This is a genomic window from Acinetobacter sp. AB03 (genome assembly GCF_058107045.1).
The window spans coordinates 2,949,195-2,963,040 of the sequence record NZ_JBUEBA010000002.1 but is presented as its reverse complement, the minus strand read 5'-3'; the positions used below and the strand labels follow the sequence as shown (position 1 = coordinate 2,963,040).

Genomic DNA, 13,846 nt, shown 5'->3' with positions numbered 1-13,846 from the left:
GGAATGAAACAAATACTGATTGCTTATGGTTTGGTGAGTTTAATTGCAATTGCTGTGTTGAGTGTCTTGAGTTATGGGCATGGTGCGGGTTATGTCTACGTGTTTTGGCATGACTGGCAGTTACAAACCAATCTCTGGATCGTATTTATTGCTCTAGCACTGCTTAGTTTTAGCTTGCATTTGGTTTGGTTGGGGCTAAAACGGTATCTCAGTCGAGAAAAACGCAAAGCGGAAACTGTTTTTGATTTTAAAAGTTTGCATCCTTATGAACAACTGGCTGTGATTTGGCTGTTGGATGCAGGTCGAGATCAACAAGCCTTTATTCAAAATGCCTTCGCGCAGTCGGGCTTGCTCAAAAGTATAATCGATGCACGTTTATATTTGATGCAGGAGCAGTTCCCTGAAGCCTTAAGCGCCTTGAGCCAAAGCAATGCCATGGCTTTTGAGTTGGCTGAACTGCAGCGTATTGAACTGTTTTTAGCACAAGAAGATGCAGAACAGGCTTTAACCCATCTAGAGTTTCTCAATCAACATGAACTTTCACCTTGGCTTAAAGATGTGCAAACCGCTTATGAAGCGTGTTTAAAAGAGCTATGGGGGCGTTTTGCGATTCAGTTTCCGTGGCTGTATTTACGCTCAACCCAATATGGTCATTTAGATCAAGATGTGAAAAAAGCATGGCTGAAGCGTTTGTTGATAAAATTTGATCAAGCCAATTATGAAAATTTAGAGGATTTAAAACAACGTTATTTGGATTTGTCTGATCAGATTTTCAGCCGCAGTTATGATGTTCAACTGCTGTGGCTTAAGTTATTAGCACGTATGCCAGACATGAGTGAACAGCACGAACACTTGTCGATTTATTTGCTCAATCAGCAGTTTAATTCGGAAGTATTTTATTTGTGGTTCCAGCAGCAACTTTTGAAACAGCAACCCGATTATGTGGACTTGCAGCAACACATTGAAGCATGGGAAGCGAAGTATACGAGTGTGCCGGTTTTGAGTTTTGCCAAGTGGCATATTTATACTGCTTTAGGCATGCAAGAGCAGGCAGATGCGTTATTAAGTTTATATCCCGATAATGTATTAATGAACTATTTAAGAATCAAATCGACTTTAAATGGTGATGAAGATTTAATTAAACAGTTAAATTTAATTTTTGAAAATAATGCAAATTTTGTAGAAATGAAAATATAGGTGCATAATGCAGAGCGTTTTAGATTACCCATTGGTTTATACTCAACACGTGGCTTGGGGAGATATGGATGCCTTTGGTCATGTTAATAATGTCATGTATTATCGTTATGTTGAAAGTGCTCGTTTGGCTTATATTGAACATACGGGTATTTTATCTGCTGATGTGCTGACTGTTGTTGCATCAAATCAGTGCAAATATTTAAAACCAGTATTTTATCCAGACCAATTAAAAATTAGTGCACGTATTGAAGAACTCAGAAATAGTGCATTTCGTATGCACTATTTATTATGGAGTGAACAGCAACAAGCATTCGTTGCGGAAGCAGAAGCGGTCATTGTTTGTGTTAATAAAACCAATATGCAGAAAACATTAATTCCTGAACTGGTGCGTCAAAAACTCAAAGAATTTGAGTTAACCGTCGGTCACCAAATATAAATCTCTTTTTATTTATTTTAAAAGTCGTTAGACTATATAAATATTGTCTAAGTATTGTTGTTTAAGTCATGGATGAGTTGAGTCTTTGGTCTAATCAAAATATTATTAAATAGACTCAGTAAATAAAATGTTGGTTAATGGAGTTAATGTAATGCCAGATATTAGTAATTTATCCGTAGAAGAGTTAAAGCGTCTACAAATCGAAGCGGAAGCTTTAATTGCATCTAAAAAAGATCAAGCAATTGAAGATGCTTATACTCAAATTAACGCGATTGCGGAAAATGTAGGCTTAAGCATTGAACAAATTTTAGAGTTTGGCGCGACCAAGCGTAAAAAAGGCACACGTAAGTCGGTTGAACCGCGTTACCGTAACAAAGGCAATGCTGCTGAGACATGGACTGGCCGTGGTAAGCAACCACGTTGGTTGGTGGCTCAGTTAGAAAAAGGTGCGAAGCTTGAAGATTTTCTAATCTAAGTCATCACCTTGTCACAGATGTGACATAAGCTCAAAAAACCAAGCATCATCTGCTTGGTTTTTTTATAGTTAAAGTTTGGTGTTGTTGTAAAATTATGCATAATGTCTATCAAAGAAAGACAAGAAATGAAGCAAGGAAGAATAATTGAAAGTTCGTGGTGGGAGAATCACAAAACCTAAATACATCACGTGGTGGATGTTTGCAGTCGTTGCCTTTTTAATTTTTGTTTTGCTGCAAATTCCTGCGGCATGGCTCATTGCAAAATTTTATAAAAACAACCAAGTTTTACATAACGTCAGCGGTAATATTTGGCATGGACAGGCCGATTGGCAAACTGGAAAATTACGTGGAACTGTGCTTTGGACCACCCGACCTTTAGATTTACTGCTCCTTCGTGTAGGAGCCAATCTCGAAATTTATAGTGCCAATACCAAGCTTGAAGGCGTTTTGGCCTATGGGTTTGGGAAAAAAATAATGGTACGTGATTTAAACGGACAAATTGCACCTGAAACGTTAAAGTCGTTGGCCAATTGGCAATGGCCAAGTAATGCGATTCAGTTAAAAGAAATTGATTTTAACTATAAAAAAGAGCAGGGATTTGATCAAGTGGATGGGGGAATACAATGGGCAGGCGGCGAACTCATGTATATCTTTGCGCAGCGCCCACAACAAATGCAGATTCCATCGTTAGCGGGCCGTTTGTCGCAGGAGCAAAATAAGCTGATGGTCGATTTACGCGATCAACGACAACAAAAACTGATGAACCTGACCATCGACCCAAGTCTGATGTTAGATGTGCAATTAACCCAGCGTCTTATGTTGAATGTCCCGTCATATCAAGGTAAAGCAGGCCTAGATAGTTATGTGGTGAGTTCACGTCAGCCTTTACTTAGTGGGGGCTTTTAATGGGTTTTGATCTGCAAAAATTACCAGAAGTGAATCTCAAACAGTTTGAACGTATAGTGCCACTGTGCTTAATGCTTTTGATCTTGGCACTATGCTGGAAGTTGGCTGGCTTATTTTGGCTTTGGGTAGCGCCACCACAAGTCATGCAAATGCCACGCGTTGAATTGGGTTCACAGCAACCACAAGTTCCGAATATTACCAATTTTGCGTTATTTGCAGAGCAAAGTAAGAATCCTGCAGATGATCAGCTCAATTTACAGCTACAAGGGGTGGTGGTTGGACAACCCAGTCAGTTCTCATCTGCTGTGATTAAGGCAAATAATGTAGCAGAGCGCTATCGGGTGGGGGAAAACATCGAAGGCAGCGCTTATTATTTGTCAGAGGTGTATTGGGATCGCGCGATTCTCAAAAATAACAGTGGGCAAACCCGAGAATTGTTTTTTCAAGGGATTGATAATTTAGATCAGCAAATTGTGCCCCCAGCAACAGCACCCGTTGCAGCGCCTGCTGTGAGTCAAGAGCAGCAAGCATTAGGCCAAGCAGTACAGAACTTACAACAAGATCGTGAGCAATATTTAAAAGATTTGGGTGTAAATACCAATAACACAGGGCAAGGTTATCAAGTCACTGAGCAAACACCAGCTGCACTGCGAAGCCGTTTAGGCTTGCAGGCTGGGGATCAAATTATGTCTTTAAATGGTCAAACGATCGGACAGGGGCAAAACGATGCGCAGTTGTTAGAACGTGCGCGCCGTGAAGGACAAGTAAAAATAGAAGTGAAACGTGGTGATCGTATCATTACGGTACAACAGAATTTTCAGTGATCGAACATCACCAATATTAGTTAGGAATGACTTGGATTTATGGCTTTATTGAATCACCGCCCTGCTTGGGCACTGACAATCGCAGCGCCTTTGCTTGCCATGGTGAGTACAGCCAGCTATGCACAAACGTGGAAAATTAATCTGCGCGATGCGGACTTAACTGCATTTATTAATGAAGTTGCCGATATTACTGGGAAAAACTTTGCAGTTGATCCACGGGTACGCGGCAATGTCACGGTGATTTCAAACAAAGCGTTGAATAAGCAAGAAGTCTACGACTTGTTCTTAGGGGTCTTGAATGTCAATGGTGTGGTTGCGATTCCTTCTGGGCGGACCATTAAAATTGTGCCTGACAGTAATGTTAAAAGTTCAGGCATTCCCTATGATGTTCGTCACCGTGCCACAGGCGATCAGGTTGTGACGCGGGTGATTTGGCTGGAAAACACCAATGCCAATGACTTGATTCCTGCACTGCGTCCATTGATGCCGCAGTTTGCGCATTTATCTGCAGTGAATGGCACCAATGCACTGATTGTGTCAGATCGCGCCAGCAATATTTATCAGCTTGAGACGATTATTCGTAACTTGGATGGGACGGGACAAAATGATATCGAAGCGGTGTCGTTGCAGTCGAGTCAGGCTGAGGAAATGATTGGGTTACTAGAAAGTATGAGCGGAACGGGCTCGATCAAAGATTTAAAAGGCTCCAGAATACGAATTATTGCAGATAACCGTACCAATCGGATTATTCTAAAAGGGGATACCGCGACGCGTAAACGTATTCGCCAAATGATCGAGATGCTGGATGTGCCTGCTGCGGAGCGTTTAGGCGGCTTGAAGGTGTTCCGCTTAAAATATGCCAGCGCTAAAAGCTTATCCGAAATTTTACAAGGTTTGGTCTCAGGGCAGGCTGTTAATTCTAGTCAGTCTAACGACAGTAATAACAATAGTAATTCCAGCTATAACCAAAATAATAGCTCGAGTGAAGGTTCATCTTCACAGATTTCCACGCCAAGTATTAACTTAAACAGCCAGTCCAATCGCAATCAGAACAACATCACTAGCTTTAACAGTAATGGGGTCAGTATTATTGCCGATAGTTCGCAAAATGCATTGGTGGTTAAAGCAGACCCTCAGTTGATGCGTGAAATCGAGTCGGCTATTCAGCAGTTGGATACGCGTCGTCAGCAAGTCCTGATTGAGGCGACTATTCTCGAGGTGGAAGGAAACGATGCTGACCAGCTGGGTGTGCAATGGGCGATGGGTGATTTAAGCAGTGGTGTTGGGATTATCAATTTTGACAATATTGGTTCGAGTCTCAAGAGTATTGCTGCAAACTATTTAACGGGGGGCGGTGCGGGGGCTGCAAGTGCAATTGGCGCGGGTGGTTCGTTAATCCTTGGGGATTATAAAGAAGGCAGTGATGGCTCGCGTCAGTTATATGGCGCGATGATCCAAGCGTTAAAAAGTAATACCAAGTCGAATCTGCTGTCTACACCATCGATTGTCACTATGGACAATGAAGAGGCTTATATCGTCGTGGGTGAAAATGTGCCCTTTGTAACAGGCTCAGTTTCTACCACCTCTTCAGGTACAGCTAACCCCTACACCACCATTGAACGTAAAGATGTGGGTGTAACGCTTAAGGTGGTGCCACATATTGGTGAAGGTGGCACCATCCGCTTAGAGATTGAACAAGAAGTCTCGGATGTCAAAACTAATAAAGGTGAAGCGCAGGATTTGGTTACCAGTAAGCGTGCGATTAAAACCTCAGTCTTGGCTGAACATGGCAATACCATCGTTTTAGGCGGCTTGATTTCAGATAACACATCTTATTCACGCCAATCGATTCCAGGTCTTGGTGCAATACCAGGGTTAGGGCGTTTGTTCCGCTCAGATGGTAAGTCGGATCAGAAACGTAATTTGCTGGTTTTCATTCATCCGACGATTGTGGGAGATGGGGAGTCTGCGCGTCGCCTTTCTCAGCAGCGTTACAGTCAGCTTTATAGTTTGCAGTTAGCCATGGATAAAGATGGTAGCTTTGCCAAGTTGCCTGAAAATGTCGATGATGTTTTCCAACAGCGTTTGCCTGTGACATCAACCAAACCGGCCTTGCCACAATCGTATCAACAAGTGCCAAGCAGTCCAACCACAACGCAACCGATGGTTGAAACAACGCCTGTGGCCATTGAACCTGCGATTCGTAAACAGCCGATTGCGAGTGTTCCTAAAAATACCACCTTGCGGCAGTTATACCCGACGGTTCATCCTCAGATTGGCTTGAACCTAATGATGGAAAATGTTCAAGGTGCTCGTGTGGCACACATGGCACAGGTGGTATCGACAAGCTATTCCATCCCTGAGCGATATACTGAGAATGTCTCGATAGGTTCAGCCTAGCTGTCCTGCCATTCATCTGTAAGGGAAGGTGAAATGGTAAAGAATATTCTCTGTGTTATCATAAATCAGCACATAGAGAGATAAGTCATGACTTGGAAAATACAAGCAATTACTGGCGAATTAACGGGCCAAGAAATTAGCATTGATCGTGATATGTTGGTCGGTCGTCATCAAGCAGCGGATATTTTATTACAACAATCTGAAATTTCGCGTAAACATGCGGCCTTTTTACTGAAAGAACACGCTTTGTGGCTACAAGACTTGGGTTCTTCAAATGGCACATATGTGAATGATGTGCAAATTGCGGCAGAAACATTGTTGAAGCAAGGCGATATCGTTCAGTTTGCAAGCTTAAAGTTTTCGGTCTTTGAGCCTGCTAAAGCGCTAGAAGACGTGGTGGAATCGGTAGAGGTTGCAACTTTAGGTGCAGCTGTGGTTGAAGCGCCGATTAGCCAGCCATCAGAAGCGGTAGCTACTTCAGAAACTGCCCAAGCGGAAGTCGGTGCTGATGCACCTGTTATTGAGCCAGAACAGCCAAAAACAGCGGCACAGCATATGAGCGATCAGGGTATGCCTGAGCTAAAAGAACGCGATGGTAATGTGAGTTTAACGCGTGACGGGATGCCGCAAAATGTCGGTATTCCGAAACCCGCTCCTATTCCAGCAGGGGTGGATTTGAATGCGCCTAGCGTGCCTCAGGTTGAGAATAATGAGGCTCCAAAAGTACAGGTTGAGCAAGAGGCAGAAACTCAGAAAAATGCCTCGCTGGGGCTAATCTCGATTATTGTCTTGATTATTTTAGCGATTATTGCTTGGCTGATGTTCAAATAAAACGCAGATCACACTACAATCAAGGCATGCACAAGCATGCCTTGATTTTTTTGGGCAGTACACGATAAAAATGGGTGAGGGTGAATGAATATTGCAAATTTGGCACAGCGAGAGGTTTTACTTTTCGATCTAGATGGAACCTTGGTGGATTCAGCAACAGATTTGCATCGTGCCATGAATATGAGCCTGAATGCTTTGCAGCTGCCTACTGTTACTGAGGCGCAGGTGCGGGTCTGGGTTGGGAAGGGAACAGCGCTGTTTTGTCAAAGTACCTTGCAACATTTAACAGGTAGAGTTGATCCTGCCCAGCGACAACAATTGTTGGAGACGTTTTTAAAAATTTATAATGCCGACCCATGTGTGGAAACTCAGCCTTTCGATGGCATTCTTGAGTTTTTAGAATGGGGCTTGGTACAAAAGAAAACCATGATTTGCGTGACCAATAAACCTGAAGCGCCTGCGCGTGCTATTGTCGATCAGTTAGGCATGACCCATTATTTTGCTGATGTCATCGGCGGCGATCGTTTCGAAGAGCGTAAGCCACATCCGCGTCAATTGTTACATTGTGTTGAGCAATATGCACAAAGCAAAGATCAGGTCTTAATGATTGGGGACTCATCCAATGATGTTGAGGCTGCACGCCGTGCGGGTATTGATTGTGTTGTGGTCAGCTATGGCTATAATCATGGTGAAAATATTTTAGACTGTCAGCCACAGCAAGTGGTGGATAATCTGTGTGAACTGATTGGGTAACTTTGTAAACGAAGGAATGAACATGAGTAAACATATGGCTTTTCGATGGCGAAACTCAAACCACTAATTTTAAAAACTGATCACGCCATATTGAAAAAAATAGAGAACACTCATGACAACGCAAACTCAATTCGATCAACTCAAAACAGCAGGGTATAACCTGATTCCAGTCTATCGTCAGCGCTTAGCCGATACTGAGACACCATTGTCAGTTTTTGCGCGCCTAAAAGAGCATAAGCAAGCCTATTTGTTTGAATCTGTGGAAGGTGGGGAGAACTGGGCACGCTATTCTATTATTGGTTTAGGTGAATCTACCGTGTTCTCATGCAACGCGGGTGAGCTGACCATTCAACAAGCCGATGGCACTATAAAAAAGCAACCCTGTACAGATCCGTTCCAATTCATCCGAGATTTTCAGTCGCAGTATAAAGTACCTACTCAAGCTGATTTACCTGCTCTGCCAAGCTTTACCGGTGGCTTGGTGGGCTACTTTGGTTATGATGCGGTACGTTATATTGAACCGCGTTTAAACAACGCGCCAGAAGCAGACCCAGTGGGTTTGCCTGATATTTGGATGATGTTGTCTAAAACAGTGATTGTGTTTGATAACTTAAAAGATACGCTATTCCTGATCGTGCATGCCGATGTGGTCGATGCGGATGCGTATAACCAAGCCCAGCAGCAACTGGATGCATTGGAAGATTTACTCGCAACGCCCATTAGTCTAAAAGCCACGCCGCATACTGCACCGCATTTTGAGTCACTCACGGGCAAAGCAAAATTCTTAGAATCGATTGAAACGGTGAAAGAGTATATTCGTGCGGGCGATGTGATGCAGGTGGTGCCAGGGCATCGTATGGTCTCTGACTTTGATGGTGAACCTTTACAAGTCTATCGCGCGCTACGTCATTTGAACCCATCGCCTTATTTGTTCTTGGTACAGGGGCAAACTTTGGAAAATAATCAGCCTTTTCATATTGTCGGTTCTTCCCCTGAAATTTTATCTCGCCTTGAAAATGGGATTGCAACCGTACGTCCGCTGGCAGGTACGCGACCGCGTGGTAAAACAAAAGAAGAAGATTTGGCGTTAGAACAAGACTTGCTGTCGGATGAAAAAGAGATTGCTGAACATTTAATGCTGATTGACTTGGGTCGAAATGATGTTGGTCGTGTCTCGAAAATTGGCAAAGTGCAAGTGACTGATCAAATGGTGATCGAACGTTATTCGCATGTCATGCATATTGTTTCTAATGTGCAAGGCGAAGTTCGTGATGATGTGGATGCCTTGGATGTTTTTAAAGCAACTTTCCCCGCAGGCACACTTTCAGGTGCACCAAAAATTCGTGCGATGGAAATTATTGACCAAGTAGAACCCGTAAAACGTGGAATTTTTGGCGGTGCTGTTGGTTATTTAGGCTGGCATGGTGAAATGGACATGTCGATTGCAATTCGTACCTGTGTGATTCGTGAAAATAAGGTCTATGTTCAGGCAGGAGCGGGGCTTGTTTATGACTCAAATCCTGAATCTGAGTGGAATGAAACCCAAATAAAAGCTCGCGCAGTGATCAAAGCGGTTGAATTATCGTCAAACGGATTGATTTTGTGAGTTTTTGACGTTTTTTTTGAAAAAAACACTTGCAAGGATTTTGAGTTTTGCTAAACTGCACACCGTTCCGATACGAAACGTACGAAACACTAAGAAACGCCGGCATAGCTCAGTTGGTAGAGCAACTGACTTGTAATCAGTAGGTCCACAGTTCGAATCCGTGTGCCGGCACCATCTTAGAGAGTTGAGTAGGTTAAGTAAAGAGCGACACTGAAGTAAGTGTAAAATGGTGAGGTTCCCGAGCGGTCAAAGGGGGCGGACTGTAACTCCGCTACGAAAGTTTCGAAGGTTCGAATCCTTCCCTCACCACCAATTTTAAGACTTCAAGAAAGTGGTCTTTGTACCAACATCGTGCGGGAGTAGCTCAGTTGGTAGAGCGGTAGCCTTCCAAGCTACATGTCGCGAGTTCGACCCTCGTCTCCCGCTCCATTTGAAGTTTTATATTTGCTCTTATAGCTCAGTGGTAGAGCACTCCCTTGGTAAGGGAGAGGTCTCGAGTTCAAATCTCGATAAGAGCTCCAGATTACAGTTTAGTAGAATTTTTACAAATTTTTAAAGAAGCAGGCTTATTAGTCTGCTTTTCAAGTATTTGGTGTTTGATTTTTTAGGCGATGTGTCGATACTGAGTTGTTTATACCTGTGTTCGACGTAAACGAGGAAGATGAACATGGCTAAGGCTAAGTTTGAACGTAATAAGCCACACGTTAACGTGGGCACAATCGGTCACGTTGACCATGGTAAAACAACTTTAACAGCTGCAATTGCAACTGTATGTGCGAAGAAATTCGGTGGCGAAGCGAAAGACTACGCTGCAATTGACTCTGCACCAGAAGAAAAAGCACGTGGTATTACAATTAATACTTCACACGTAGAATACGATTCTCCAACTCGTCACTACGCACACGTAGACTGCCCGGGCCACGCCGATTATGTTAAAAACATGATTACTGGTGCTGCTCAGATGGACGGCGCGATTCTTGTATGTGCTGCGACTGATGGTCCAATGCCACAGACTCGTGAACACATCCTTCTTTCTCGTCAGGTTGGTGTACCTTACATTCTTGTATTCCTTAACAAGTGTGACCTTGTTGATGATGAAGAACTTCTTGAATTAGTAGAAATGGAAGTTCGTGAACTTCTTTCTACGTATGACTTCCCAGGTGATGACACTCCAGTTATCCGTGGTTCAGCTCTTCTTGCACTTAACGGTGACGCTGGTCAGTATGGCGAAGAAGCAGTTGTTGCGCTTGTTGACGCGCTTGACACTTACATTCCAGAGCCAGTACGTGCAATCGACCAAGCATTCTTAATGCCAATCGAAGACGTATTCTCTATTTCTGGTCGTGGTACAGTAGTAACTGGCCGTGTAGAAACTGGTATTGTGAAAGTAGGCGAATCAGTTGAAATCGTTGGTATCCGTGATACTCAAGTAACTACAGTTACTGGCGTAGAAATGTTCCGTAAACTTCTAGACGAAGGCCGTGCGGGCGAGAACTGTGGTGTTCTTCTACGTGGTACTAAGCGTGAAGACGTACAACGTGGTCAAGTACTTGCTAAACCAGGTGCAATCAAGCCGCACACTAAATTCGATGCAGAAGTATACGTACTTTCTAAAGAAGAAGGTGGTCGTCATACTCCATTCCTTAACGGTTACCGTCCACAGTTCTACTTCCGTACAACTGACGTAACTGGCGCGATCAAATTACAAGATGGCGTTGAAATGGTTATGCCTGGTGACAACGTAGAAATGTCAGTAGAATTAATCCACCCAATCGCAATGGACCCAGGTCTACGTTTTGCGATCCGTGAAGGTGGCCGTACAGTTGGTGCTGGTGTAGTTGCTAAAGTAACTGCATAATTATAAAATAAAATTACAAATTGGGGTTTCGGCTCCAATTTGTTTTGCAGGTCAGTAGTTCAATTGGTAGAGCGTCGGTCTCCAAAACCGAATGTTGGGGGTTCGAGTCCCTCCTGGCCTGCCAACTTTTTTATAAAAGACGCTTGATGTCGGCAAAACTGGTCATATAATAAGTCGCGAAACCTACGACGAGTACAAAAATGTCGAATGAAAAATTACGCGACGCACAAAACGACGCGGCAATCCCTCAAAGAAATAATTCTGCTGAAGTAGTTAAATCTGGTTCTCCCCTAGACGTCGTCTTATGGATTATCGCATTGATTTTATTAATTGGTGCGACCATGGTGAATCAACACCTACCAGCGTATTGGGCACCAGCCAACGATATCTGGGTGCGCGTTGGGGTAATTTTGGCTTGTATCATCGTGGCATTCGGTTTATTATACGCCACCCATCAAGGCAAAGGCTTTGCTCGTTTGTTGAAAGACTCACGAATTGAGCTGCGTCGAGTGACTTGGCCAACGAAGCAAGAGACCATGACCACATCTTGGCAGGTGCTTGCGGTTGTAGTTGTTGCATCCATTTTATTATGGTGTTTTGACTACATTTTGGGCTGGTTAATGAAGTTTATTATCGGGTAAGAGAGCTATGAAACGTTGGTACATTATTCATGCCTATTCAGGTTATGAAAAACAAGTGATGCGTTCACTTAATGATCGAATCCAGCGTAGCGCTGTAGCCGATAGCTTTGGTGAAGTCCTTGTTCCTACCGAAGAAGTGGTAGAAATGAAGGATGGTAAGAAACGTAAATCTGAACGTAAGTTCTTTCCAGGCTATGTATTGGTCGAAATGGAAATGAATGATGAAACTTGGCACATTGTTAAAGAATGTCCAAAAGTTTTAGGTTTTATTGGTGGTACGGCTGAGAAACCGGCGCCAATTACCCAACGTGAAGCAGATGCGATTCTTGCTCGTGTACGCAATACTGGTGAAGCACCACGTCCGAAGACGATGTTTGAACCAGGCGAAGAATTACTCGTAATTGACGGTCCATTCACAGACTTTAAAGGTGTGGTGGAAGAAGTTCTATACGAAAAGTCACGTTTAACGTTGACCATTAATGTATTCAATCGACCAACTCAGGTTGAGCTGGAATTTCGCCAAGTCGAAAAATCAGTTTAATTCGAAGTGGTTGAAAAACGCCTGGCTTATTTATAAGTCAGGCATTGTTGTTGTAACGGTATCGTTACTTAGAAATTGGGGAGCCTTCATCGGCGTTTGTACCCAGAGGTAATTTGAAATGGCTAAGAAGATTGACGGCTATATCAAGCTGCAAGTTCCAGCTGGTAAAGCGAATCCATCTCCACCGATTGGTCCTGCATTGGGTCAACGTGGTGTTAACATCATGGCATTCTGTAAAGAATTCAATGCTGCGACACAAAAACTTGAAGTTGGTTTACCAATTCCAGTCGTGATCACTGTGTACAACGACAAGTCGTTCACATTCATCATGAAAACTCCTCCTGCATCTATTCTTCTTAAGAAAGCTGCTGGTATCCAAAAGGGTTCTGCTGTACCTAACAAAACTAAAGTTGGTAAGTTGACTCGTGCTCAATTGGAAGAAATCGCGACTACTAAAGAACCAGATTTAACTGGTGCTGATTTAGACGCACGTGTTCGTACCATCGCTGGTTCTGCACGTTCTATGGGCTTGGAAGTGGAGCTATAAGACATGGCAAAGTTAACTAAACGTCAAAAAGCCATTGCTGCTGCTATTGAAGCAAACAAAGTTTACACTTTAGAAGAAGCAGTAGCTGTTCTTGCTGGTCTTCCTGCTGCGAAATTCAAAGAATCTTTGGATGTTGCGGTAAACCTAGGTGTTGACCCTCGTAAATCTGACCAAGTTGTTCGTGGCGCGACTACACTTCCTGCAGGTACTGGTAAAACTGTACGTGTAGCTGTGTTTGCTCAAGGCGCTGCTGCTGAAGCTGCTAAAGCTGAAGGCGCAGACATCGTTGGTTTTGATGACCTTGCTGAAAGCATTCAAGCGGGTAACCTTGACTTTGACGTAGTAATTGCTGCTCCTGATGCAATGCGCGTTGTGGGTAAGTTGGGTACGATTCTTGGTCCACGTGGCTTAATGCCAAACCCTAAAGTGGGTACTGTAACTCCTGACGTAGCTGGTGCAGTTAAAAATGCAAAAGCTGGTCAAGCACGTTACCGTGTAGACAAAGCGGGTATTATCCACGCTGCGATCGGTCAAGTAGATTTCTCTGCTGAAGCTGTTCGTCAAAACGTTGAAACTTTGATTGCAGACTTGAAAAAGTTAAAGCCTGCGACATCTAAAGGTGTATACATCAAAAAGATCACTTTGAGCTCAACTATGGGTCCTGGTCTTGTTGTTGATGTAAGCAACGTTTCTAACTAAGTTTTACTTAGACAGAATTTTAAAGCCCTGAGTAAAAATCAAAGCGCTGCTTTGATTTTTACGCAAGAAACGCTCTGTCGTATATTGCAAACTTAGGCAAACTTTGAATTGGTAAATGTAGATTTATCAGC

General features: G+C 43.3%; 14 protein-coding genes and 5 tRNA genes. All 19 read left to right on the top strand.

Annotated features, from left to right (window positions below; all coding sequences use genetic code 11):
* Window positions 1–3: 3 nt before the first annotated feature.
* The 19 genes from ACY3FQ_RS14880 to rplA all read left to right on the top strand — a co-directional run bounded on the left by ACY3FQ_RS14880 (window position 4) and on the right by rplA (window position 13,715).
* A complete protein-coding gene (locus ACY3FQ_RS14880) occupies window positions 4–1,197 on the top strand; it encodes a hypothetical protein (protein ID WP_004978625.1) in 1,194 nt (397 codons plus the stop codon).
* Window positions 1,198–1,204: 7 nt separating this feature from the next.
* Window positions 1,205–1,633 carry an acyl-CoA thioesterase gene (locus tag ACY3FQ_RS14875; protein WP_125273404.1) on the top strand — a complete coding sequence of 143 codons (429 nt, stop codon included), beginning with the start codon at window positions 1,205–1,207 and terminating at the stop codon, window positions 1,631–1,633.
* A gap of 151 nt (window positions 1,634–1,784) precedes the next feature.
* Window positions 1,785–2,108 (top strand): H-NS histone family protein, encoded by a 324-nt coding sequence (locus tag ACY3FQ_RS14870; protein WP_004692786.1) that lies wholly within the window; start codon window positions 1,785–1,787, stop codon window positions 2,106–2,108.
* Between the two features lie 196 nt (window positions 2,109–2,304).
* On the top strand, window positions 2,305–3,015 hold the full coding sequence (gene gspN / locus ACY3FQ_RS14865; RefSeq protein ID WP_125273450.1) for a type II secretion system protein N: 711 nt from the start codon (window positions 2,305–2,307) through the stop codon (window positions 3,013–3,015).
* Window positions 3,015–3,839, top strand: a complete 825-nt coding sequence (locus ACY3FQ_RS14860) for a type II secretion system protein N (RefSeq protein WP_201953318.1) — start codon at window positions 3,015–3,017, stop codon at window positions 3,837–3,839. The genes gspN and ACY3FQ_RS14860 overlap by 1 nt, the downstream gene beginning before the upstream one ends.
* A gap of 39 nt (window positions 3,840–3,878) precedes the next feature.
* Window positions 3,879–6,239, top strand: a complete 2,361-nt coding sequence (gene gspD, locus ACY3FQ_RS14855) for a type II secretion system secretin GspD (RefSeq protein WP_201953321.1) — start codon at window positions 3,879–3,881, stop codon at window positions 6,237–6,239.
* An 87-nt stretch (window positions 6,240–6,326) separates the two neighbouring features.
* Complete coding sequence (locus tag ACY3FQ_RS14850; protein WP_201953324.1) at window positions 6,327–7,070, top strand: FHA domain-containing protein; 744 nt, start codon at window positions 6,327–6,329, stop codon at window positions 7,068–7,070.
* Between the two features lie 84 nt (window positions 7,071–7,154).
* On the top strand, window positions 7,155–7,823 hold the full coding sequence (locus ACY3FQ_RS14845; RefSeq protein ID WP_201953327.1) for an HAD-IA family hydrolase: 669 nt from the start codon (window positions 7,155–7,157) through the stop codon (window positions 7,821–7,823).
* 112 nt (window positions 7,824–7,935) lie between these two features.
* Window positions 7,936–9,429 (top strand): anthranilate synthase component I, encoded by a 1,494-nt coding sequence (gene trpE, locus ACY3FQ_RS14840; protein ID WP_201953330.1) that lies wholly within the window; start codon window positions 7,936–7,938, stop codon window positions 9,427–9,429.
* A gap of 98 nt (window positions 9,430–9,527) precedes the next feature.
* Window positions 9,528–9,603 (top strand) — tRNA-Thr (locus tag ACY3FQ_RS14835).
* 54 nt (window positions 9,604–9,657) lie between these two features.
* A tRNA-Tyr gene (locus tag ACY3FQ_RS14830) sits at window positions 9,658–9,741 on the top strand.
* A 41-nt stretch (window positions 9,742–9,782) separates the two neighbouring features.
* Window positions 9,783–9,858: transfer RNA gene (locus ACY3FQ_RS14825), tRNA-Gly, on the top strand.
* Window positions 9,859–9,875: 17 nt separating this feature from the next.
* Window positions 9,876–9,950: transfer RNA gene (locus tag ACY3FQ_RS14820), tRNA-Thr, on the top strand.
* Between the two features lie 146 nt (window positions 9,951–10,096).
* Window positions 10,097–11,287, top strand: a complete 1,191-nt coding sequence (gene tuf, locus ACY3FQ_RS14815; protein WP_004692776.1) for an elongation factor Tu — start codon at window positions 10,097–10,099, stop codon at window positions 11,285–11,287.
* Window positions 11,288–11,335: 48 nt separating this feature from the next.
* Window positions 11,336–11,411 (top strand) — tRNA-Trp (locus tag ACY3FQ_RS14810).
* Between the two features lie 76 nt (window positions 11,412–11,487).
* A complete protein-coding gene (gene secE / locus ACY3FQ_RS14805; RefSeq protein WP_201702251.1) occupies window positions 11,488–11,928 on the top strand; it encodes a preprotein translocase subunit SecE in 441 nt (146 codons plus the stop codon).
* 7 nt (window positions 11,929–11,935) lie between these two features.
* On the top strand, window positions 11,936–12,469 hold the full coding sequence (gene nusG / locus ACY3FQ_RS14800) for a transcription termination/antitermination protein NusG (protein WP_004692772.1): 534 nt from the start codon (window positions 11,936–11,938) through the stop codon (window positions 12,467–12,469).
* A 118-nt stretch (window positions 12,470–12,587) separates the two neighbouring features.
* Window positions 12,588–13,016 (top strand): 50S ribosomal protein L11, encoded by a 429-nt coding sequence (rplK, locus tag ACY3FQ_RS14795; RefSeq protein WP_004668262.1) that lies wholly within the window; start codon window positions 12,588–12,590, stop codon window positions 13,014–13,016.
* Window positions 13,017–13,019: 3 nt separating this feature from the next.
* Window positions 13,020–13,715, top strand: coding sequence for a 50S ribosomal protein L1 (gene rplA / locus ACY3FQ_RS14790; protein ID WP_004692770.1), 696 nt, complete (start codon window positions 13,020–13,022; stop codon window positions 13,713–13,715).
* Window positions 13,716–13,846 lie beyond the last annotated feature (131 nt).